Source organism: Saccharopolyspora sp. NPDC000995 (genome assembly GCF_053599315.1).
Genome location: NZ_JBSFLZ010000066.1, coordinates 1 through 20,548 on the forward strand (window position 1 = coordinate 1; position 20,548 = coordinate 20,548).

The window sequence follows — 20,548 nt, forward strand, 5'->3', positions numbered from 1 at the left end:
CGGTTTCGCCGCCGCCGACGCCGCGCCGGTCGGGCGCGAGTGGCAGGAGCCGGACGGCGGGTTCGAGTCCATCGGGCGCACCGATCTGCACCGCAGCATCGACACGACGGGCCGCACGGGGGATCGCCGCGGCGATTTCGACACGGTCTACGGCGACTGGGACGAGCTGCGCCGCCAGCTGCCCGCCGCCGCGGTCCCGCAGCGGCTCGACGCCGATGTGCGGGAGGGGCTGCACCTGGCCGAGACCGACCCGGCCGCGCTGCTCGAGGAGAGCCGCACCGCCGCCGCCATGGCCTTGATGACCTGCGACGCAGCCGCGATGGACGCGCTCGCCGTGATCGCCGACGACCTGCGCCGGGACGTCGTGGGTGACGACATCACCTACGTGGTCAACCGCAACATCAACTTCTCCAACATCTGCTACGTGGGGTGCCGCTTCTGCGCCTTCGCGCAGCGGGAGCGCGACGCCGACGCCTACCGGCTCTCGCCGGAGGAGGTCGCCGATCGCGCTGGCGAGGCGTGGCGGAGCGGGGCCACCGAGATCTGCATGCAGGGCGGCATCGACCCGCGGCTGCCGGTGTCCGGCTACGCCGACCTCGTGCGCGCGATCAAGCAGCGGGTGCCCGAGATGCACGTCCACGCGTTCAGCCCGATGGAGATCGTCAGCGCCGCGGCCAAGGCCGGGGCGAGCGTCGCCGACTGGCTGGCCGAGCTCAAGGAGGCCGGCCTGGGCAGCATTCCCGGTACCGCGGCGGAGATCCTCGACGACGAGGTGCGCTGGGTGCTGACCAAGGGCAAGCTCCCCGCCGCCGAGTGGATCGAGGTCGTCAGCACCGCGCACCGGCTCGGCATCCCGTCCTCGTCGACCATGATGTACGGCCACGTCGACACCCCGGAGCACTGGCTCGGCCACTTCCGCACCCTGGCCGGTGTGCAGGACGCCGCGGCCGAGCACGGCAGCGCCGGGTTCACCGAGTTCGTCCCGCTGCCGTTCGTGCACCGCAACGCGCCGATCTACCTCGCCGGGCTCGCGCGCCCGGGCCCGACCCGCCGGGACAACCGCGCGGTGCACGCGATGGCGCGCATCTTGTTGCACGGCCGGATCGACAACGTCCAGTGCTCGTGGGTGAAGCTCGGTGACGAGGGCACCTCGGAGGTGCTGGGCGGCGGCGCCAACGATGTTGGCGGGACGTTGATGGAGGAGACCATCAGCCGGATGGCTGGCTCCGAGCACGGCTCGGAGCGGACCGTCGAGGAGCTGCACGAGCTGGCCGCTCGGGCGGGTCGTTCCGCCCGGCAGCGCAGTACCACTTACGAGCGAATTGGCCGGGTGCAGCTGGGGATCAGCCCAGCCTAACCCGACTTGATGTGATGTGAATCACCAAATTGGCTTCGGTCGGGATCGGTTTCGGGGGATCCCGGCCGCTGGCCTGCTCGTTTATTGGTCTGGAGACCCGGCGAAAGTCGTTCAGGATTGGAAAATATGATCATTGCGTCGTGGCCGGTTTACGCAAAGCGACCACGCCGGTAATCGGGTCGGTACGTTCCGCCACCGGACTCGGACGATTAGATGACCTGGACGGGTCAACTTTCGTAGGGAGGCACGCCCGTGCGTAGCCGAATATCCCGCGTGGTCACGTGGGTGTCGGTGCTTGGTACCGCGCTCGCCGCAGTGCTCCTGGCGCCCGTCGGCGGTGCCGCTGCCGCCGACTCGACCGCCCTCGCGGCCAGCCCCATGGAATCGCTGAGCGCTCCGGTCGGACTTACCGCGGTCGTGCTCGGAGTGGTCGGCATGGTCGCGGGCATGTTCCGGAAGAAAAAGATCCAGCCGGAGAACCAGCGCAAGACCTGACCGGGGGCAACCGCAGAGGTCGATCCCACAGCTCCGGCGGGACTTGCGAGAATCACCACGTGAGCAGCGACAGCCCCGCCCCCCAGACCAGCGACCAGCCCGCGGCGCGGCCGCGCGTGCTGTCCGGTATCCAGCCCACCGCCGACTCGTTCCACCTCGGCAACTACCTGGGCGCCCTGCGGGAATGGGTCACCATGCAGGACGACCACGACGCCTTCTACTGCGTCGTCGACCTGCACGCCATCACCGTCGCGCAGGACCCGGAACTGCTGCGCCAGCGCACTCGGCTCTCCGCCGCCCAACTGCTCGCGATCGGAATCGACCCCGACCGCTCGACGCTGTTCGTGCAGAGCCACGTCCCGGAGCACGCCCAGCTCAGCTGGGTCCTGGAATGCCTGACCGGGTTCGGCGAGGCCGGCCGGATGACCCAGTTCAAGGACAAGTCCGCTCGCCAGGAAGTCGACCACGTCAGCGTCGGGCTTTTCACCTACCCGGTGCTGCAGGCCGCGGACATCCTGCTCTACCAGGCCGACGCGGTCCCGGTCGGCGAGGACCAGCGCCAGCACCTGGAGCTCACCCGCAACCTGGCGCAGCGGTTCAACTCCCGCTACGGCAACACCTTCACGGTGCCCGCGGCGCACATCCCCAAGGAAACCGCCAAGATCTACGACCTGCAGGACCCGACGTCGAAGATGAGCAAGTCGGTGCCCGCCGGGGTCGTCGAGCTGCTGGAGGCGCCGAAGCGCTCGGCCAAGAAGCTCCGCTCCGCGGTCACCGACCTGGAGCGGGAGATCCGCTACGACGTGGAGAACAAGCCGGGCATCAGCAACCTGCTGGTGATCTACTCGGCGCTGACCGGCCGCAGCATCGCCGACCTGGAGGCCGCCTACGAGGGTAAGGGCTACGGCGACCTGAAGAAGGAGCTGGGCGAGGTCGTGGTCGAGTTCGTCACGCCGTTCCAGGAAAAGGTCCGCAGCTACCTAGACGACCCGGCCGAACTGGACAAGGTCCTGCACCGGGGCGCGGAGCGGGCGCGGGCGGTCTCGGCCGAAACGTTGCGGACCGTCTTCGATCGCGTGGGATTCCTTCCGCCGATGGGCTGAACTGATCAACTGCAGGTAGCCTGCCACCGTTCGGGGGATGCCGTTGCGGCGGGAGGTGCACCGTGGCCGGTCAGGAGCAGGACGCGAAGCCGGGCCGATTGGCGCTGCTGCGCCGCCGCCACGAGTGGTTGGACCGGCTCATCCGGGCCTTCGAGCGCTACCAGGGCCAATACGGCGACTACTACGCCGCCGCGATCACCTACTTCAGCGTGCTCGCGCTGGTGCCGCTGCTGATGATCGCCTTCGCCGTGGCCGGTTTCGTGCTGAGCGGGAACCCGGACCTGCTGGGGCGGCTGCAGACGTCGATCACCTCCGCGGTGCCCAGCCCGGCTATCAGCGACATGCTCAACCGCGTCGTCCAGCAGGCGATCAGCCAGGCCGGGACAGTCGGTGTGATCGGCCTGCTCGCCGCGCTGTACTCGGGGCTCGGCTGGATGACGAACCTGCGGGAGGCGCTGACCGCGCAGTGGACGCAGGAGCCCGCGAAGCAGTCGATTCTACGGCGGATGGCCGCCGACCTGGGTTCGCTGATCGGGCTCGGCGCGGCGGTGGCCGTCTCGCTGGGCATCAGCGCGCTCGGCGGAGGGGTCGGGCGGTGGCTGTTCGAACTGGTCGGGATCGAGGACAGCCCGGCCGCGGCGTCCGTGCTGCGGGCGCTGTCGATACTGCTGTCGTTGTTGGCGAGCTGGTTGGTGTTCCTGTGGGTGCTGGCGCGGCTGCCGCGCAAGCCGGTCACGTTGCACAGCGCGGTGTGGGGCGCGCTGTTCGCCGCGATCGGGTTCGAGGTCCTCAAGCAGGTCGGGGTGGTCTACCTGAACAGCGTCACCAGTTCGCCGGTGGGCGTGGCGTTCGGCCCGATCCTCGGTCTGCTGGTGTTCGCGAACCTGACCTCGCGGTTCATCCTGTTCGTCACGGCTTGGACGGCGTCGGCCCGGGAGAACATGGAGGTCACGCCTGCGCAGCCGCCGGGTCCGGCGATCATCCGGCCGGTGATCCAGGTGCGGGACCGGGTGGGCCTGCGGGCCATGGCGGGCCTGGTGGGACTCGGCGCCCTCGCGGGCTGGGCCTGGCGCCGCAAGCGCTGACCCCTGCGTCCCGCCGCAATTTCAATGGAGATCGGACCTCCGTTTTCCAACTAAAACGCGGGAGTTATCCGCAACCATCATTGAAATTGCGGCTGGTCATCCGGCGATGCCGGAGAGCATTGCCGCTAGATCGGCCGGGCGGGAGAACATCGGCCAGTGCCCGGTCGGCAGGTGGTGCACCTCAGCCCGGGCCATCGGCGCGAACAGCGGGATGCCGCTGTCGATGAGGGCCTGGACCTGCTCCAGTGTGAAGGTTGACGCGATCACCGAGATCGGCGTGTCCGGGATGCGTTCCGGCCGCGGCAGGGACTGCGTCGCGGTGGCGAACGGCTGCGGCGTGCTCATGGCGCGCATGCGGGCCAGCATCTCGTCGGACAGCCCGGCGAGCTCGTCCGGGCCGAACTCGGGGAGCGGGAGGCTCCAGCCGTCGCCTTGGGTCTCGACTTTCTTGCGCCACTCCTCCTGGACTTCCGGCGGGTTGGAGTCCAGCACGGACACGCCACCCGGCATCGGCCCGGCGTCGACGTAGACGATGCGCGCGATCCGGTCCGGGATGCGGTCGGCCGCGCCGGTGACGGGCACGTTCGCGCCGCTGTGCCCGACCAGCACAACGTCCCGCAGGTCGTTCTGCTCGATGAGCCGGACCAGGTCCGCTATGTGCGTCTCGACGCCGACCTCCGGCGACGCTTCGGCGGCCCGGTCGGCGAGGCCGGGAAGCGTCACCGGGTGGACGTCGTGGCCCGCTGCCCGCAGGTCCCGCATCACGTCCTCCCACGCCCATGCGCCGAGCCAAAAGCCGGGGACCAGCACAATCGTCGCCATTTCAGGACTCCTTCTCAGCCGGATCGATGGCCTGGACACTAGGCTCGATACCAGACAGAAATTGCCCGGATGCTTCTGCGGAGAGACGCGTGTCACAACTCGCGAGCCGGGCGTTTGGGATGCTGGAGCTGCGGGAGGCGCACCAGCTCGCGGAGCTGGGCATTCCGGTGGTGGCCGAGCGCGGCCGCTACGGCGGATACCGGCTGATGCCCGGGGGCAAGCTGCCGCCGCTGGAGCTCACCGTCGGCCCGACCGGGGCGGCGGCCGAGTCCGTGCTCGCCAAGGTGTAGCCCGTCCTCACGCCCGCACTGCGCGACCGCATCCAGTCGTTGCGGGAGATGCTCGGCTTCACCATGGGGACGCGGGAAGGTGCGGCTCCAGCGACAGTGGCGGTGCTACGCGGCGCGGTGCGAGCGCTGGCGGCCCGGCTGACCTCGCACGCGAACCAGCGCCCGTGAGTGGTTTGGTTGCTATGAAGGCCAAAAGCGGCACTTAGAGATCTATTGTGGACTGTTGAACAGGCTGGCCCGGCGGTAGACCGACTCCAGGTACTCGCGGGCCCAGGCGGCGGTGGTGCGAACGTCGAAGTCCAAGCCACTCTCGCGGATCTGGGCCAGCGTCAGCCCGGCCGACCCGGCCCCACCACCAGGGCGGATGTCGTCACCGGGGCCGCTTTCAATTAAATAACGAACCGGGACCGTTAACAGCCGAGGCCGCCGGTAGCGGGTTCTTTCAGGGGTGGTCGCCGTTGTGCCTGCGGCGCGCGGCGGCGGCCAGGCGCGCGCGGCGCTGTCGGAGTGCCAGGACACCCGCTACCGCGACGGCAGCGACTGCGATCAGCGTCAAAGGCCAGCCGACCGTGCCGAACATCGACGAGCTCTGGGCCTGGCCGGTCTCCGGCGAATCCGCCGCCGCGTTCTCCACCGGGGACGGGCGGGGTGACGTGGTCACCAGCTCGCCGACCGGGGCGCCGGCGTCGAGCCCGAACCCGTAGTCCAGCAGGTGCATGGTCTGCTGTGACTGCCGGATCGGTTGGTTCTCGCCGCGCATCAGCACCGCCACCAGCCGGCGTCCGTCGCGCTCGGCGGCGCCGATGAATGTGTGCCGCGCATCGTCGGTGAACCCGGTCTTGCCGCCGATGCCGCCGGGGTAGTTGAGCAGCACCTGGTTGTCGGACCAGACCTCCAGCGGTGGGCCGCCCGGCTTGCCCGGCAGTAGCGCGTTGTGGACGCCGGCGATCGAGGCGAACGCCGGCTCGTGCATCGCCGCCCGGAAGATGGCCGCCAGGTCGTAGGCCGAGGTGCTCATGCCCGGACCGTCCAGCCCGGACGGCGTCGCGACCCGCGTGTCCAGCGCGCCGAGCTCGCGGGCCAGTGCGTTGACCTTGTCGAGCGTGGCGTCGACCCCGCCCATCTTCATGGCGAGCGCGTGCGCGGCGTCGTTGCCGGACCGCATGATCAACCCGGACAGCACCTGCTGCACGGTGTAGGTGACGCCGGGGCTGAGCCCGACCCGGCTGCCCTCCTGGTTCGCGTCCTCCTGGGTGACGACGATCGTGTCGTCCTCCCGCAGCTCGCGGATCGCGGTTAGCGCGGTGAGGACCTTGATCGTCGATGCCGGGCGGTGCCTGGCGTGCGGGTCCTTCGCCGCCAGCACGGCCCCGCTGTCCAGGTCCGCCAGCACCCAGCTCTCGGCGCTGACCTCGGGGGGCGGCTCCGGCAGGCCCGACGCGAGGATCACGCCGCACTCCGCCATCCGGTCCCCGCCGACCGGCGTCTCCGGGACCGGCACCGGCGCGGGGACCGGCGAGCCCGGCGCGGGCACCTCGGAGGTGTCCACCGGAGGCGGCGGAACGGCATTGGGGCACGCTGCCGGCGGTTGGGCCGCGGCAGTGCCGGCGGTTGCCAGCGCTAGCGAAGCGGCGAGAGTGCAAATGGCCGCGCTTAGCGCGGATTTCGTGCGGAGCTGACCGCGGGCACTCAGAGGCACACGCAGCAGGCTAGCCAATCGCCGTGGGCGACGAGACGCAGACCGCCCCCGGACAGGTGAGTGAAGTAGGTTACAGCGGATACTGGGGTCGTGACAATTTCCCGCCGCGTTGCGTTGTTTCTGCTGGCCTTCGGCGTCTGGTCGTACCTGCTGTGGCCGAACTTCGTGCGCAACATCTGGAACAGCGACCGCTCCTGGGCGGGCGGTTCGCCGACGTCCTACCTGATCGTCCACCTGGTGATCGCGGTGGTCTCCCTGGTCCTGGGCACGGTCATCGGGGTGCTCGGCTGGCGGGCCTACCGGGCCGCCAGCCGCTGACCCACTCCCGGGAGCGAAAACGGCGCCCACCTCCGCCGGAGGCGGGCGCCGTCGGTGTTCACCGGGTCAGCGGCGGCGGAACATGAGGGCTCGCTTGACCTCTTGGATCGCCTTCGTGACCTGGATCCCTCGCGGGCAGGCATCCGTGCAGTTGAAGGTCGTGCGGCAGCGCCACACGCCGTCGACGTCGTTGAGGATGTCGAGCCGCTCCTCGGCGCCCTCGTCACGGCTGTCGAAGATGAACCGGTGGGCGTTGACGATCGCCGCCGGGCCGAAGTAGTTGCCGTCCGACCAGTACACCGGGCACGACGTGGTGCACGCCGCGCACAGGATGCACTTGGTTGTGTCGTCGAACCGGGCCCGCTCGGCGACCGACTGGATGCGCTCCCGGGTCGGCGCGTTTCCGGTGGTCATCAGGTACGGCTTGACCGACCGATAGGCCTCGAAGAACGGCTCCATGTCGACCAGCAGGTCCTTCTCGACAGGCAGACCCTTGATCGGCTCGATTGTCAGCGTGGTCTCGCCGCCCTTGACCAGCAGGTCCTTCATCAGCACCTTGCAGGCCAGCCGGTTGACCCCGTTGATGCGCATCGCGTCGGAGCCGCACACGCCGTGCGCACACGACCGGCGGAAGGTCAGCGTGCCGTCGACGTACCACTTGATGTAGTGCAGCAGGTTCAGCACGCGGTCTGACGGCAGGGCCGGGACCCGGTAGGACTCCCAGTGCAGGTCCTCGTCGACCTCCGGGTTGTACCGCAGGATCTTGACGGTGACCATCGTGGCGCCGTCCGGGATCGGCGGGGCGTCACCCGGAAGATCAGACGCAGTGAGGTCGCCCTTGTTGTTGTTCGTGGTAGCGGCGGTCATCAGTACTTACGCTCCATCGGCTGGTACCGGGTGACGACGACGGGTTTGTAGTCCAGGCGGATGTCGGCCTGGAAACCGGTCAACCCGAGCGGCGCGTTCGGGTCCTCCTGGTCGGGCAGCACCTTGTACTGCATGCTGTGCCGCATGAAGTTGACGTCGTCCCGGGCGGTGTAGTCCTCGCGGGCGTGGCCGCCGCGGGACTCCTTGCGGGCCAGCGCGGCGTTGACCAGGGCCTCGGCCAGGTCGAGCAGGAAGCCCAGCTCGATGGCCTCCAGCAGGTCGGAGTTGTACCGCTTGCCCTTGTCGTGCACGGAGATCCGGCCGTAGCGCTCCTTGAGCGCCTGCACGTCCGACAGCGCCGTCTTGAGGGTCTCCTCGGTGCGGTACACCGAGGCGTTGGCGTCCATCGTCTGCTGCAGCTCGGTGCGAATCGTGGCTACCCGCTCGCCGCCGTGCGCGGTGCGCAGGTGGTCGACCATGCCCTGCACGAGCTTGGTCGGGTCCTCCGGCGGCTCCACGTGGTCGTGGTTGAGTGCGTACTCGGCGGCGGCGATGCCCGACCGGCGGCCGAACACGTTGATGTCGAGCAGCGAGTTGGTGCCCAGCCGGTTCGAGCCGTGCACCGAGACGCAGGCGCACTCGCCGGCCGCGTACAGGCCGGGGATGGTGTTGTCGTTGTCCCGCAGCACCTCGCCGACGATGTTGGTCGGGATGCCGCCCATCGCGTAGTGCGCGGTCGGGTAGACCGGCACCGGTTCCTTGGTGGGTTCCACACCCAGGTAGGTGCGGGAGAACTCCATGATGTCCGGGAGCTTCGCTTCCAGCAGGTCCTCGCCGAGGTGCGTCACGTCGAGCAGCACGTAGTCCTTGTTCGGACCCGCGCCGCGGCCTTCCAGCACCTCCAGGGCCATTGACCGGGCGACGATGTCGCGTGGCGCCAGGTCCTTGATTGTCGGGGCGTAGCGCTCCATGAACCGCTCGCCGTCTGCGTTGCGCAGGATGCCGCCCTCGCCGCGGACGCCCTCGGTGATCAGGATGCCCAGCCCGGCCAGGCCGGTCGGGTGGAACTGGTAGAACTCCATGTCCTCCAGCGGCAGGCCCTTGCGGTAGATGATGCCCATGCCATCACCGGTGAGGGTGTGCGCGTTCGAGGTGGTCTTGAAGACCTTGCCGAAGCCGCCGGTGGCGAAGATGACCGACTTGGCCTGGAAGACGTGGATCTCGCCGGTGGCCAGCTCGTAGGCGATCGCACCGGAGCAGACCTGCTGGCCGTCCGGGCCGTCGCTGAGCATGATGTCCAGGACGTAGAACTCGTTGTAGAACTCCACGCCGTGCTTGACGCAGTTCTGGTAGAGCGTCTGCAGGATCATGTGGCCGGTGCGGTCCGCGGCGTAGCAGGCGCGGCGGACCGGGGCCTTGCCGTGGTCGCGGGTGTGACCGCCGAACCGGCGCTGGTCGATCTTGCCTTCCGGGGTCCGGTTGAACGGCAGCCCCATCTTCTCCAGGTCCAGGACCGCGTCGATGGCTTCCTTCGCCATGATCTCGGCGGCGTCCTGGTCGACCAGGTAGTCACCGCCCTTGATGGTGTCGAAGGTGTGCCACTCCCAGTTGTCCTCTTCGACGTTGGCCAACGCCGCGCACATGCCGCCCTGGGCGGCGCCGGTGTGCGAACGGGTGGGGTAGAGCTTGGTCAGCACGGCAGTCCGGGCGCGCTGCCCGGATTCGATCGCGGCGCGCATCCCGGCGCCACCGGCGCCGACGATGACCACGTCGTATTTGTGGAATTGCATGGTCGCCTCCTCGGGCTGTGGCGGGACCCGCGGGTGGGGCGTCGATCTCGCCACGCTGTGGTCGTCTGCGGCGCTAGCCGATGTTCGGGTCGAAGGTGAAGATCACGAAGGTGCCCAGACCCACGGTCAGCAAGACCGAGACGTACAGCAGCATCTTCAGCCAGAAGCGTGTGCCGTCTTTTCGGGAGTAGTCGTTGATGACGGTGCGGAGTCCGTTACCGCCGTGCAGACCCGCCAGCCACAGCATGGTGAGGTCCCAGAACTGCCAGAACGGGGAGGCCCAGCGGCCCGCGACGAACGCGAAGTTGATCTTGTGGACGCCGCCGTCCAGGAAAAGCATGATCAGCAGGTGCCCGAGCACCAGGAACAGCAGCACCACACCGGAGAGCCGCATGAACAACCAGCTGTAGAGCTCGAAGTTGTTGCGGCGCGCGGCGGGGCGCGAGGAGGTGCGCGGCTTCTCCACGGAAAGCGGTGCGTCGGTGACGGTCATTTTGCTCAACCCCCGAATACTTCCGTGACTGCGCGGCTGATCAGACTGATCGCGGCCGGGATGATCAACACCAGCCAGAGCCCCACTACCGTCCACAGCATCGGCTTCTGGTACTTCGTGCCCTTGGCCCAGAAGTCGACCAGCATGACACGGATGCCGTTGAAGGCGTGGAACAGCACAGCCGCCAGCAGCCCCAGCTCGAAGAGGATCATCACCGGGTGCTTGTAGGTTTCGATGACCGTGTCGTAGGCGTTCGGCGAAACCCGGACCAGGGCGGTGTCCAGGACGTGTACGAACAAGAAGAAGAAGGTGAGTACGCCCGTGATGCGGTGGGCGACCCACGACCACATGCCCAGATCGCCGCGGTAGAGGCGCCCCTTGGCGCGCGGTGCGGTGGCGCGCTGCGGTGCCTCGGCCGCGGAGGCGGTGGTGCTGGCCATGGTGGAAGGCCTCCAACCTCGCTGGTGGACTGACGGCCCCGTTCGGGAACAAGGGGCGACCGGCCCCGAGTTGCAGTTGGTCCCAATTGGTATTGGGTGCACGCCCGTCACCGGCCACGAACTGGGGCCTTGACGAAAGGGATGCTAGACCCGACTAAACGCCCGGGCCTACTCGCATGCGCTCTCTGTGATCGACCAGACAAGAGTCCCGCCTCGATTGATCGATGTAGAAATCCTTTCGTGACACGCGAGCAACGCCCAAGCAGCGGCGTCAAGACTTAATTTCGAGAGCCACGTCACCGAATGGCGTGCGTCGCGCCCTAGAAGAACAATTCACCAGGAGGCAGCACCTTCGTGTGGAGTTCGTCCGAGCCGCGGGTTTCCGGCAAGCCGGAACCGCAGGCAAATGGGTCGCGGCGGGACCAACAGGAAAGGGGAAACGGCATGCGGCGAACGCCGGTATGGGGAAGGCGCTCGGGTGCCGGAGGACCGCGCCGCAACGGCGCGGTAGTGATCGCAGTGCTGCTCACCGGCGCGTTGGCGCTGGCGGGATGTGCGAAGGACAGCGGGGGTGGGGGAAGTAACAACGCCCAGGGCCAGGGGTGCCAGCTGAGCGCGCCTCCAGCCGGGGCCGCACCGACCACTCCGGCCGAGCAGCAGCCCGCGCCGCAGGCGCCCACGATGCGGGTGGGGCTGGCCTTCGACATCGGTGGCCGCGGCGATGCCTCGTTCAACGACGCCTCGGTCGCCGGGCTGGACCGGGCGAAGTCGCAGATGGGCTTCACCGACGTCAAGGGGCTCGACGCCGGGGCCGGTGAGCCGGAGGACGCCAAGCAGACCCGGCTGCGGCAGCTGGCGAGCGAGGGCTACAACCCGGTGATCGCGGTCGGCTACGCCTACGCGGACGCGCTCAAGCTCGTCGCTTCGGAGTTCCCGGGCACCAAGTTCGCGATCATCGACGAGGACGTGCAGGCAATCCCGAACGTCACGTCGCTGTTGTTCGCAGAGGAGCAGGGCTCGTTCCTGGTCGGCGTGATCGCTGCGCACAAGTCGAAGAACTGCCACATCGGCTTCGTCGGCGGGGTCAACACCCCGCTGATCCAGAAGTTCGAGGCCGGGTACGTGGCGGGCGCCAAGGCGGCCGCGCCGGACATCAAGATCGAGCGAAAGTACCTGACACCGGCCGGTGACTTCAGCGGCTTCCAGGACCCCAACAAGGGGTCCGAGGTCGCGACCGGTCAGCTGGAGGCGGGCGCCGACGTGCTCTACCACGCGGCGGGGGCCTCCGGTAAGGGCGTGTTCTCTTCGGTGAAGTCTGCGAACGCGCTGGGAATCGGGGTCGACTCCGACCAGTACAACCAGCCGACGGTCGCGGAGTACAAGGACGTGATCGTCAGCTCCATGCTCAAGCGGGTGGACCTCGCGGTGTACGACTACATCGCGGCGGTCGCGCGCAACGACCTGGGCTCGATACCGAAGAAGTTCGACCTGTCCATCGATGGCGTGGGCTACTCCACGTCCGGCGGCAAGGTCACCGACCTCGTGCCCGCGGTGGACGCCTACAAGGCGGCCATCGCACGCGGCGAGATCAAGGTTTCCGACAAGCCGTGAGCCGCCAGGTGAGGGGCATCTCCGGCCGAGCCGATCGGCTGGAGATGCCCCTCCCGCTCAACTCGACCGATTGGCGGGTTCGCGCCAAGATCGTCACGGTGGTACCGAAACCGTCCATTGTTGAGCGTCCAACTGGTTCGCTGCCGGTGTCGACGTCCCACGGAGCCCCATGAACCCCTCCACTGAGCCGGATTCCGGCGGCCGACCCGGCGAAACCGGGTCCCCGGCCGTCGAGCTGACCGGCATCACCAAGACCTTCCCCGGCGTGGTCGCCAACTCCGACGTGAACCTCTCGGCGCGAACCGGCGAGGTGCACGCGTTGTGCGGCGAGAACGGGGCCGGCAAGTCCACCCTGATGAAGATCCTCTACGGGATGCAGGCCCCGGACTCCGGCACGATCCGCGTGCACGGCGAGGAAGTCCGCTTCCGCACGCCAGCCGAGGCGATCCGCGCCGGTATCGGCATGGTGCACCAGCACTTCATGCTCGCCGACAACCTCACCGTGCTCGAGAACATCGTCCTCGGCGCCGAAGACGAGCACGGCATCGGCGCGAAGGCCCGCCGGCGGGTGCTCGAGCTCGCCGAGCAGGCCGGGTTCGAAATGCGCCCGGACGTGCTGGTCGAGCGGCTGGGCGTGGCCGACCGGCAGCGGGTGGAGATCCTCAAAGTCCTGTACCGGGGCGCCCGCATCATCATCCTCGACGAGCCGACCGCGGTGCTGGTCCCGCAGGAGGTGGACGAGCTGTTCGCCACCCTGCGCACCATGCGTGAACGGGGCTTCACGTTCCTCTTCATCTCGCACAAGCTGGAGGAGGTGCGTGCCATCGCCGACACCATCACGGTCCTGCGGCGCGGCACCACGATCGGCACCGTCCCGGCCGCGGAGATCACCAGCCGCCGGCTCGCCGAGATGATGGTGGGCAGCGAACTGCCGGCGCCCGAGCACGGCGAGTCCACTGTGCTCGATCACGACGTGCTCGTCGTCACCGGACTGTCCGCATCGGAACAGGACCGGACGCTGCTCGTAGACATCGACCTGACCGTGCGGGCCGGCGAGGTCGTCGGCATCGCCGGTATCGAGGGCAACGGCCAGACCGAGCTCGTCGAGGCGATCATGGGCATGCGGACGGTCACCACCGGCCGGGTCTCGCTCGGCGACCGCGACCTGACCGGGCTGTCGACGCTGGCGCGCCGGGAAGCGGGCATCGGCTACGTGCCGGAGGACCGGCACCGGCAGGGCCTGCTGCTGGACGAATCGTTGTGGATCAACAGGATCCTCGGCCACCAGACCCGCCGGCCGACGGCCCGCGGGGTCTGGCTGGACCGGGCGGGCGCGAAGGCCGACACCCAGCGGATCATCGACGAATTCGACATCCGCACCCCCGGCATCGACGTGCATGCGGCCGCGCTGTCCGGCGGCAACCAGCAGAAGCTCGTGATCGGCCGGGAGCTCTCCGGCGACCCGGCACTGCTCATCGCCGCGCACCCGACGCGCGGCGTGGACGTCGGCGCGCAGGCGGGGATCTGGGGCCATCTGCGCGCCGCCCGCTCGGCGGGCCTCGCGGTCCTGCTGATCTCGGCCGACCTCGACGAGCTGATCGGCCTTTCCGACACCATCCGGGTGATGTTTGGGGGGCAGTTGGTCGCGACGGCCGACCCGCGCTCGGTGACCCCGGAGGAACTCGGCGCGGCGATGACCGGTGCAGGGGAGGCGGTATGAACATCTGGCGGGCGCGGCTGCTGCCGCCGGCGTTGGCGATTGTCTTCTCAGCGGTGCTGTGCAGCGTGGTGCTACTGGTCTCCGGCGCGGACCCGCTGTCGACGCTGGCGGAGATGATCGCGCAGGTCGGCCGCGGCACGACCTCCGTGGACATCGTCAACACGGCGGGGGCGTACTACCTGGTGGCGATCGCGGCCGCGATCGGATTCCAGATGAACCTGCTGAACATCGGCATCGAGGGCCAGTGCCGGCTGGCCGCCTGCGTCGCGGCGATCGTCGGCGGCGCGGTGAGCCTGCCGTTCGGGCTGCACGCGGCGCTGGTCGTGGTGGTTGGCGCGGTCACCGGCGCGCTGTGGTGCGCAATCGCGGCGGTGCTCAAGGTCTACCGCGGGGTGTCCGAGGTGATCTCCACGATCATGCTCAACACGCTGTCCATCGGCGTGATCGCCTTCCTGGTGCGGACGCTCGGCGAGATGCGCGGTAACACCCAGGGCACGGAGATCATCCCAGACAGTGGCCTGGTGCCCGGGATTGCGCTGGGTGGCGCGGGCACGGTGTTCGGGCTGGTGCTGCTGGCGGTGCTGGTCGGCTTCGGGTACGCGGTGCTCATCGACCGCACCCGCTACGGCTTCGAACTGCGCGCCTCCGGCCTGTCGCCGATCGCAGCCGTGGCTGGCGGGGTGAACTCCAAGCGCCTGATCATGTCCGCGATGCTGCTCTCCGGTGCCATCGCGGGCCTGGCCGGGCTGCCGGAGATCCTCGGCCGGGACCACACCTTCATGATTAACTTTCCGACTGGCTACGGCTTCGCGGGGCTGGCCATCGCCTTGCTGGGCCGCAACCACCCGATCGGCGTTGCCTTCGGTGCGCTGCTGTGGTCCTTCCTGGACAAGAGTTCGCTAACGCTGGACAACATCGGCGTGCCCAAGGAGATCGTGACGATCCTGCAGGGCGCGATCGTGCTGTCGGTCGTCGTCGCGTACGAGTTGGTGCGCCGCCGCGAACTCGCCGCCGAGCAGCGGCGGGTCGGGCGCGCGCTGGAAACCGCGGCCACCCCGGCCGCCGCCGGAACCGGAGGTGAGCGGGCATGACCACGGTCGTTACGAAATCGGCACCGGCGGAGGGGAAAACCGGCCTCGGCCGCCGGATGCCCGGCTGGGCCCGCGTCCTGCTGTGGGTGGCGGTCGGTTTCCTGGCGGTGACGATCACCTCGTACCAGACCGGCGTACCCCAGCTGACCTCGTCCGGCACCGTCCAGGCGGCGGTGCGGCTGGGCATCCCGATCCTGCTGGCGGCCCTAGGCGGGTTGTGGGCGGAGCGCTCCGGGGTTATCAACATCGGCCTGGAAGGCATGATGATCCTGGGCACCTGGGGCGGTGCCTGGGCCGGCTACCAGTGGGGGCCGCTGGCCGGGCTCGTCGCCGCGGCGGTGTTCGGCGCCCTCGGCGGCCTGGTGCACGCGGTGGCGACGGTGACCTTCGGGGTGAACCACATCGTGTCCGGCGTGGCGATCAACCTGCTCGGCGCGGGCACCGCGAAGTACCTGTCGACGCTGCTGTTCGAGCCGATCTCGCGGAACCCGCGGGAGTCGCCGCCGGTGCCGAAGTTCGACACCTACTCGATGCAGCCGGTGACGGGCTGGCTGCGGCAGCTGGAGGACCTGCAGCGGGTCGGCATCTCCGACGCGGCGGGCATCCTCGGCGGCCTGGTCTCCGGAGTCTCGCCGCTGACCATGCTGGCCTACCTGCTGGTTCCGGTGAGCTATCTGGTGCTGTGGCGCTCGCCGTTCGGACTGCGGCTGCGGTCCTGCGGCGAGAACCCGGTCGCGGCGGAGTCGCTGGGTGTGAACGTCTACCGCTACAAGTACGTCGCGGTGATCATCTCCGGTGCGCTGGCCGGGCTTGGCGGCGCAGCGCTGATCCTCAACCCGGGGCAGGCGGGCTACCTCGAGGGCCAGACCAACAACCGGGGCTATATCGGCCTGGCGGCGATGATCTTCGGCAACTGGCGGCCGGGCGGGCTGCTCGGCGGCGCGGCGCTGTTCGGCTACTCCGACGGCCTGCAGCTGCGCAGCGGCGAGACCAGCGTGCACGCGCTGTTCTACGGTGCGACGCTGCTGCTGGTGGTGGTCACGGCCGTGCAGGTGGGGCGGCGCAGTTGGTTCGCAGCCGGCATTTCGCTGGTCGCCGCCGCAGTGATGTACGCGGTGTACTGGTACACCGACTCGCTGCCCGAGGAACTCACCGCCTACACCCCGCACCTGGTGACGCTGGTGGTGCTGGGCGTGGCGTCGCAGCGGTTGCGGCCGCCCGCGGCCAACGGCCTGCAGTACCGGAGGGGAGGGGTCTAGTGGCGGAAGTGGACTGGGAGGCGCTGCGCGCCGCGGCGGTGGAGGCCGCGGCGCTTGCGTACTGCCCGTACTCGGGGCTTCCGGTCGGCGCGGCGGCGCTGTGTGACGACGGGCGCGTGGTGACCGGCTGCAACGTGGAGAACGGCTCCTACGGCGTCACGCTGTGCGCGGAGTGCATGATGGCCGGTCAGCTGCGGCTGACCGGCGGCGGCCGGTTCGTCGCGGTGGCCTGCCGCAGCGGCACCGGCGAGCTGCTGATGCCCTGTGGTCGCTGCCGGCAGGTCCTGCAGGAACTCGGCGGTTCGGACTGCCTGGTCGACACCCCCAGAGGAATCCGCCCGATGACAGAAGTCCTCCCCGACGCTTTCGAGCTTTAGGCGGCCGTTGCGCAAGCTGTGTATCATCTGCATGAGAGCTCGGCATCGTGGGTGTTGGGCGAGTCGCAAGGTCAGGTGCTTCCCGGGGCAGACCGGGACCCTGACCTTACGCATGTCCGGAGGCAGTTAGCAATCGATCGCCAAGTCGATCTGGTAGAGACGGGCGTCCAGGAGCTCACGGCAGCTGTCCGATCCTTCCCTGCTGAACCGGACTGCACCGGCCACGATGTCCGCCGCCCAGAGTAGGGCCTCGCGACTTCCAGGCAGGTGTTCGATTTGGAAGACAGCTCCCTTGGGGAGTTCGTAGCGGGCCCCTCGCACGGTTGCAACGTCTCGGTCATTGAGCGCCCGCGATCGGCCCTCCATCAACAGGCGATTGACTCCGTAGCTGTGCAGCTCATAAATCAGCTTGGTGAGGCATAGGGCACGGGCGCGTTCTTGTCGTCGACTTGGGACGGGGGTTCCGACCACGACGACGTGAAATCCTTCGAGCTCGGCCACGGTCTTTGCCGCGTTGTGCTTTTCTTGCGAAGTCATCTCGTTCCAGTGCAGCTTGTATGTGTCGCGGCCACCACGTAGTTCGTGCATCGCAGATCTCGCCGGATCGTGGCTACCAGTCTCGAAAACCACCGCGGCGAGGATGTAGTACCCGCCAACTTCGGCTTCCCGAAATGACTCGTCGGCGAAGGCTTGGTTGCCTGCCTCGGGGAGGATCACCCGGCGAGCCTAGCGTTTCGGGAATGTGCTCCGACTGGATGTCGAAGCCCACATTGCGCACGGGTAAGTCGCGAGATCTTGGTCGTGCGCACCAATTTTCGTGAAGGTCACTCGTTTGGGGTGTATCTGTTGATGGGGCTCGTTCCTCTATATAAGCGGAGGGTTCCTGCGGGCTGTGGAGGTGGCGAAGGTGCATTCCGCGATTGACGTGATCCGCGCGAAGCGCGACGGGCAGCGGCTCAGCGACGAGCAGATCGACTGGGTGATCGACGCGTACACCCGGGGCGAGGTCGCCGACGAGCAGATGGCGGCGTTGGCGATGGCGGTGCTGCTGCGCGGCATGACGCCGGCGGAGACTGCGCGCTGGACGGCGGCGATGGTCGCCTCCGGCGAGACGTTGGTGCTGGACGGGGTTCGAAGGCCCACTGTGGACAAGCACTCCACCGGCGGCGTCGGCGACAAGATCACGTTGCCGCTGACTCCGCTGGTCGCCGCCTGCGGCGCGGCGGTGCCGCAGCTTTCCGGGCGCGGGCTCGGTCATACCGGCGGCACCCTGGACAAGCTGGAGTCGATACCGGGTTGGCGGGCCCGGCTGTCGGCCGACGAGATCCGGGGCCGCCTCGACGACGAGGGTGCGGTGGTGTGCGCGGCGACGGAACGGCTGGCTCCGGCCGATCGCAAGCTCTACGCGCTGCGCGATGTGACGGGCACGGTCGAGTCGGTTCCGCTGATCGCCAGCTCGATCATGAGCAAGAAGATCGCCGAGGGCGTGCAGTCGCTGGTGCTGGACGTCAAGTGCGGTTCGGGTGCGTTCATGAAGAACCTGGATCAGGCGCGGGAGCTGGCTGCGGCGCTGGTACACATCGGCACGGCCAACGGTCTGCGCACGAGCGCGCTGATCACCGAAATGTCGGTTCCGCTGGGCCGCGCGGTAGGCAATGCGCTGGAAGTGGCCGAGGCCGTGGAGGTGCTGCGCGGCGGTGGGCCGGCGGACGTGGTGGAGCTGACGCTGGCCCTGGCCCGCGAAATGCTCGACCACGCGGGATTGTCCGATGTAGACCCGGCCGAGGCGTTGGCCGACGGGCGGGCGTACGACTCGTGGTGCCGGATGATCAAGGCCCAGGGCGGCGACCCCGACGCGGCGTTGCCGCGCGCGGGGCACGTCGAGGTCGTGACTGCGCCGGAGACCGGGACGCTGGCGAAGCTCGACGCGTACGCGGTCGGGGTTGCGGCCTGGCGCCTCGGGGCGGGGCGGGCCCGCAAGGAGGACGACGTTCAGCACGCCGCAGGCGTGCTGTGCCTGGCGAAGCCGGGTGATCGGGTGACGGCGGGCCAGCCGCTGCTGGAACTGCACACCGACCGACCGGAAACCATTGCCGGGGCCCGAGATGCGTTGGCGGGCGCATACGAGATCAGCGGAGCCGACGAGGTGTCGACGCCGCTGATCCTGGATCGGGTGGCCGCAGGCCACACATCGACCGAGCCACCCTGATCGGGCGGCCCGGTCGCGCGGGCATCTCAGGCGCTTTCGGCTGTGAAGTCGTCTTCGCCGTCTGCGGTGAGGGCCTTGTCGGTGTCGCGCTTCGCGCTCTTGGACCGGCCTCGGCGCTGCTGCCGGGGCAGGGTGGTGGGCGGCGGCGGGGCGGACGGCGCGCCGCCGCCGAGAATCAGCTCCGCGAACGTCGCCATCGCCTCGTCGAGCTGACCGGCGTGCCGCCGCTCGCTCTCCTCGTTGGCCTCACGGACCAGGACGCCCAGCTCGTCGCCGTCGGGCCGCGAGGACAGCGTGCCGGACAGCTGCGACAGGTTCTTCGACAGCGTGCCTCCGAGCTCGCCGAGGCCGTTCTTGACGCCCTCTTCAACGTTGTCCAGGCGGCTGGTGAAGCCCTGCTCGACGCTGTCGATCCGGGTGTTGACGTTGTCCTCGACCTGGATGAGGCGACCGGAGACCTGGTCCAGCCGGTTGGTGAGCAGCTCCAGCCGCTCGGCCAGCTTGTCCAGCCGGTCGGTCGGGTCCACGGCGGGACGCGCGGCTAGGTGGTCGAGCTTGGCGTCCAGCTGGTCGCGGGAGTCGGAGACCGCTTCGGCGAGCGTGTTCTGGGCGTTGGCGGTGGAGTCGGTGACCGCGCGCTGCAGCGCCTCGCGGGTGCCGTCGAGGTGCTCGTGCACGCCTTCGTCGATCTCGGCGAAGCGGCCGCGCAGGCTGGTCTCCAACGAGTCGATGCGCTCGCGCACCGGACCGTGCACCGCCGACGGCAGTGCCTCCAGCCGGCCGTCCTGCTTGTCGAGGTGTAGTCCGAGCTCGTCCAGGCGCTTGTGGATGTGGCCGAGCTTGTCCTCCAGGCCGTCCATGCGGCCGGAGACGCCGTCCATCCGGCCCGCCACGCCGTCCAGTCGCCCATCCAGCTGCGCGAACGGCTTGGCGAGCTTGTCCACCAGGCCGTCGACTGCGGTCTTCAGGTCGACGAGCGCGCCGTCGTGCCCTTCCAGCTTGGCCAGTGCCTCGTCGAGTCGTTCGGCGAGAACGCTGACCTCGGTGCGGTCGGGCAGCTCGGACAGGCGTTTCCGCACGGAGCCCAGGGATTCCAGCGGCGACAGCCGGGCGTGGATTTCGTCCAGGGCGTCGAAAATCTGCTGCTGTTCGCTCTCGCGGATCTCAGCCGCACGCGTGAGCATGTTGCGCATGCGGTCGAACGACATGTTCTCGGTCACGGCTAGGGGCGTCCTTCGTCGAGGGGGGTGAGGACTCCAGGAGCCTAGCTAGTCGGTTCCCGCGTTCCCAGGCACCCCCCGATACATTGTGTGATTGTGAAGACGTTCTCGACTCCGATCGGTCTTGTTTTGTTAGGCCAAAAAGCCCAACAGTATTGCGCTGAATGACGTAAGAGTTGCGATTGCGTCCATCTGGGTGAGTTTTGAGGGACGGCCGTCTGGTTGAACGTGGCCGGAAAGCCGGGGGTACCCGGGGTTGCTTCCACCTGTCCATTGGTAGCTGTGCGTGAACTTCTGTTCGG

General features: G+C 68.7%; 20 protein-coding genes. 12 read left to right on the forward strand and 8 right to left on the reverse strand.

The annotated features are described in order from the left end of the window. The 4 genes from cofH to yhjD form a co-directional block, all read left to right on the forward strand. A partial coding sequence (gene cofH, locus ACWDKQ_RS20975) for a 5-amino-6-(D-ribitylamino)uracil--L-tyrosine 4-hydroxyphenyl transferase CofH (protein WP_450140426.1) occupies positions 1–1,357 on the forward strand: 1,357 nt, incomplete at its 5' end. Between the two features lie 252 nt (positions 1,358–1,609). Further along, complete coding sequence (locus tag ACWDKQ_RS20980; protein WP_450140427.1) at positions 1,610–1,852, forward strand: hypothetical protein; 243 nt, start codon at positions 1,610–1,612, stop codon at positions 1,850–1,852. 59 nt (positions 1,853–1,911) lie between these two features. Beyond that, positions 1,912–2,955, forward strand: a complete 1,044-nt coding sequence (trpS, locus tag ACWDKQ_RS20985; protein WP_450140428.1) for a tryptophan--tRNA ligase — start codon at positions 1,912–1,914, stop codon at positions 2,953–2,955. Between the two features lie 62 nt (positions 2,956–3,017). After that, the gene (gene yhjD, locus ACWDKQ_RS20990) at positions 3,018–4,040 is read left to right on the forward strand and encodes an inner membrane protein YhjD (protein WP_450140429.1); all 1,023 of its coding nucleotides are present in this window, start codon (positions 3,018–3,020) and stop codon (positions 4,038–4,040) included. Positions 4,041–4,136: 96 nt separating this feature from the next. On the opposite strand, the gene ACWDKQ_RS20995 is transcribed toward yhjD, so the two are convergent. Then, positions 4,137–4,862, reverse strand: a complete 726-nt coding sequence (locus tag ACWDKQ_RS20995; RefSeq protein WP_450140430.1) for an alpha/beta fold hydrolase — start codon at positions 4,860–4,862, stop codon at positions 4,137–4,139. Positions 4,863–4,951: 89 nt separating this feature from the next. On the opposite strand from ACWDKQ_RS20995, the gene ACWDKQ_RS21000 reads away from it, so the two are divergent. After that, entirely contained in the window at positions 4,952–5,152 is a 201-nt protein-coding gene (locus ACWDKQ_RS21000; protein WP_450140431.1) for a hypothetical protein, read from the forward strand. A 442-nt stretch (positions 5,153–5,594) separates the two neighbouring features. On the opposite strand, the gene ACWDKQ_RS21005 is transcribed toward ACWDKQ_RS21000, so the two are convergent. Then, a complete protein-coding gene (locus ACWDKQ_RS21005; protein WP_450140432.1) occupies positions 5,595–6,701 on the reverse strand; it encodes a D-alanyl-D-alanine carboxypeptidase family protein in 1,107 nt (368 codons plus the stop codon). Between the two features lie 240 nt (positions 6,702–6,941). Between ACWDKQ_RS21005 and ACWDKQ_RS21010 the strand changes: the two genes are divergently transcribed. Further along, positions 6,942–7,169: an SCO4848 family membrane protein gene (locus ACWDKQ_RS21010; RefSeq protein WP_450140433.1), complete on the forward strand. Its 228-nt coding sequence runs from the start codon at positions 6,942–6,944 to the stop codon at positions 7,167–7,169. A gap of 66 nt (positions 7,170–7,235) precedes the next feature. On the opposite strand, the gene ACWDKQ_RS21015 is transcribed toward ACWDKQ_RS21010, so the two are convergent. From ACWDKQ_RS21015 to sdhC, 4 genes are all read right to left on the reverse strand, one after another. Next, positions 7,236–7,946 carry a succinate dehydrogenase iron-sulfur subunit gene (locus tag ACWDKQ_RS21015; protein ID WP_450140458.1) on the reverse strand — a complete coding sequence of 237 codons (711 nt, stop codon included), beginning with the start codon at positions 7,944–7,946 and terminating at the stop codon, positions 7,236–7,238. A gap of 89 nt (positions 7,947–8,035) precedes the next feature. Beyond that, positions 8,036–9,826, reverse strand: a complete 1,791-nt coding sequence (gene sdhA, locus ACWDKQ_RS21020; RefSeq protein ID WP_450140434.1) for a succinate dehydrogenase flavoprotein subunit — start codon at positions 9,824–9,826, stop codon at positions 8,036–8,038. 73 nt (positions 9,827–9,899) lie between these two features. Beyond that, a complete protein-coding gene (locus tag ACWDKQ_RS21025) occupies positions 9,900–10,319 on the reverse strand; it encodes a succinate dehydrogenase hydrophobic membrane anchor subunit (protein WP_168585358.1) in 420 nt (139 codons plus the stop codon). Positions 10,320–10,324: 5 nt separating this feature from the next. Continuing rightward, entirely contained in the window at positions 10,325–10,759 is a 435-nt protein-coding gene (sdhC, locus tag ACWDKQ_RS21030) for a succinate dehydrogenase, cytochrome b556 subunit (RefSeq protein WP_450140435.1), read from the reverse strand. A gap of 444 nt (positions 10,760–11,203) precedes the next feature. Here sdhC and ACWDKQ_RS21035 point away from each other — a divergent pair, with 444 nt between their 5' ends. From ACWDKQ_RS21035 to ACWDKQ_RS21055, 5 genes are all read left to right on the forward strand, one after another. Continuing rightward, on the forward strand, positions 11,204–12,370 hold the full coding sequence (locus tag ACWDKQ_RS21035) for a BMP family lipoprotein (RefSeq protein ID WP_450140436.1): 1,167 nt from the start codon (positions 11,204–11,206) through the stop codon (positions 12,368–12,370). Positions 12,371–12,539: 169 nt separating this feature from the next. Further along, positions 12,540–14,090, forward strand: a complete 1,551-nt coding sequence (locus tag ACWDKQ_RS21040) for an ABC transporter ATP-binding protein (protein ID WP_450140437.1) — start codon at positions 12,540–12,542, stop codon at positions 14,088–14,090. Next, entirely contained in the window at positions 14,087–15,181 is a 1,095-nt protein-coding gene (locus tag ACWDKQ_RS21045) for an ABC transporter permease (RefSeq protein ID WP_450140438.1), read from the forward strand. The genes ACWDKQ_RS21040 and ACWDKQ_RS21045 overlap by 4 nt, the downstream gene beginning before the upstream one ends. Then, on the forward strand, positions 15,178–16,440 hold the full coding sequence (locus ACWDKQ_RS21050; protein WP_450140439.1) for an ABC transporter permease: 1,263 nt from the start codon (positions 15,178–15,180) through the stop codon (positions 16,438–16,440). The genes ACWDKQ_RS21045 and ACWDKQ_RS21050 overlap by 4 nt, the downstream gene beginning before the upstream one ends. Next, entirely contained in the window at positions 16,440–16,817 is a 378-nt protein-coding gene (locus tag ACWDKQ_RS21055; protein ID WP_450140440.1) for a cytidine deaminase, read from the forward strand. The genes ACWDKQ_RS21050 and ACWDKQ_RS21055 overlap by 1 nt, the downstream gene beginning before the upstream one ends. Before the next feature lie 126 nt (positions 16,818–16,943). On the opposite strand, the gene ACWDKQ_RS21060 is transcribed toward ACWDKQ_RS21055, so the two are convergent. Then, a complete protein-coding gene (locus ACWDKQ_RS21060) occupies positions 16,944–17,534 on the reverse strand; it encodes a hypothetical protein (RefSeq protein WP_450140441.1) in 591 nt (196 codons plus the stop codon). 190 nt (positions 17,535–17,724) lie between these two features. On the opposite strand from ACWDKQ_RS21060, the gene ACWDKQ_RS21065 reads away from it, so the two are divergent. Continuing rightward, entirely contained in the window at positions 17,725–19,026 is a 1,302-nt protein-coding gene (locus ACWDKQ_RS21065) for a thymidine phosphorylase (RefSeq protein WP_450140442.1), read from the forward strand. Positions 19,027–19,052: 26 nt separating this feature from the next. Here ACWDKQ_RS21065 and ACWDKQ_RS21070 read toward each other — a convergent pair whose 3' ends face one another. Next, positions 19,053–20,246, reverse strand: coding sequence for a hypothetical protein (locus ACWDKQ_RS21070; RefSeq protein WP_450140443.1), 1,194 nt, complete (start codon positions 20,244–20,246; stop codon positions 19,053–19,055). Between the last annotated feature and the right edge of the window lie 302 nt (positions 20,247–20,548).

What these genes read in the sequence shown, in the direction of transcription:
- ACWDKQ_RS21025 (WP_168585358.1), bottom strand. Translation starts at nt 10,319, where the DNA reads ATGACCGTCACCGACGCACCGCTTTCCGTGGAGAAGCCGCGCACCTCC.
- ACWDKQ_RS20995 (WP_450140430.1), bottom strand. Translation starts at nt 4,862, where the DNA reads ATGGCGACGATTGTGCTGGTCCCCGGCTTTTGGCTCGGCGCATGGGCG.
- sdhC (WP_450140435.1), bottom strand. Translation starts at nt 10,759, where the DNA reads ATGGCCAGCACCACCGCCTCCGCGGCCGAGGCACCGCAGCGCGCCACC.
- sdhA (WP_450140434.1), bottom strand. Translation starts at nt 9,826, where the DNA reads ATGCAATTCCACAAATACGACGTGGTCATCGTCGGCGCCGGTGGCGCC.
- ACWDKQ_RS21015 (WP_450140458.1), bottom strand. Translation starts at nt 7,946, where the DNA reads ATGGTCACCGTCAAGATCCTGCGGTACAACCCGGAGGTCGACGAGGAC.
- ACWDKQ_RS21045 (WP_450140438.1), top strand. Translation starts at nt 14,087, where the DNA reads ATGAACATCTGGCGGGCGCGGCTGCTGCCGCCGGCGTTGGCGATTGTC.
- ACWDKQ_RS21040 (WP_450140437.1), top strand. Translation starts at nt 12,540, where the DNA reads ATGAACCCCTCCACTGAGCCGGATTCCGGCGGCCGACCCGGCGAAACC.
- ACWDKQ_RS21035 (WP_450140436.1), top strand. Translation starts at nt 11,204, where the DNA reads ATGCGGCGAACGCCGGTATGGGGAAGGCGCTCGGGTGCCGGAGGACCG.
- ACWDKQ_RS21050 (WP_450140439.1), top strand. Translation starts at nt 15,178, where the DNA reads ATGACCACGGTCGTTACGAAATCGGCACCGGCGGAGGGGAAAACCGGC.